Below are 255 nucleotides of genomic sequence, written 5' to 3'. Positions count from 1 at the left end.
CTCCTGCGTGACAGGCAGGCATGTTAACCACTACACCACGGGACCATTTGGTTGCGGGGACAGGATTTGAACCTGCGACCTTCGGGTTATGAGCCCGACGAGCTACCGAACTGCTCCACCCCGCGACAATACTATTCATATGTTATATATGGTGGAGGATGACGGGATCGAACCGCCGACCCCCTGCTTGTAAGGCAGGTGCTCTCCCAGCTGAGCTAATCCTCCAAAAGTGGTGACCCGTACGGGATTCGAACC

The 255-nt window shown here is 55.7% G+C and carries 2 tRNA genes; both read right to left on the bottom strand.

Annotation, left to right across the window (positions count from 1 at the left end):
• Positions 1-48: 48 nt before the first annotated feature.
• A tRNA-Met gene (locus ORL93_RS31145) sits at positions 49-125 on the bottom strand.
• 24 nt (positions 126-149) lie between these two features.
• Positions 150-225, bottom strand: a tRNA-Val gene (locus ORL93_RS31140).
• Between the last annotated feature and the right edge of the window lie 30 nt (positions 226-255).

The organism is Bacillus sp. DHT2, assembly GCF_026241455.1.
GTDB lineage: Bacteria > Bacillota > Bacilli > Bacillales > Bacillaceae_G > Bacillus_A > Bacillus_A pseudomycoides.
This window is presented reverse-complemented; position numbering and strand designations above follow the sequence as displayed.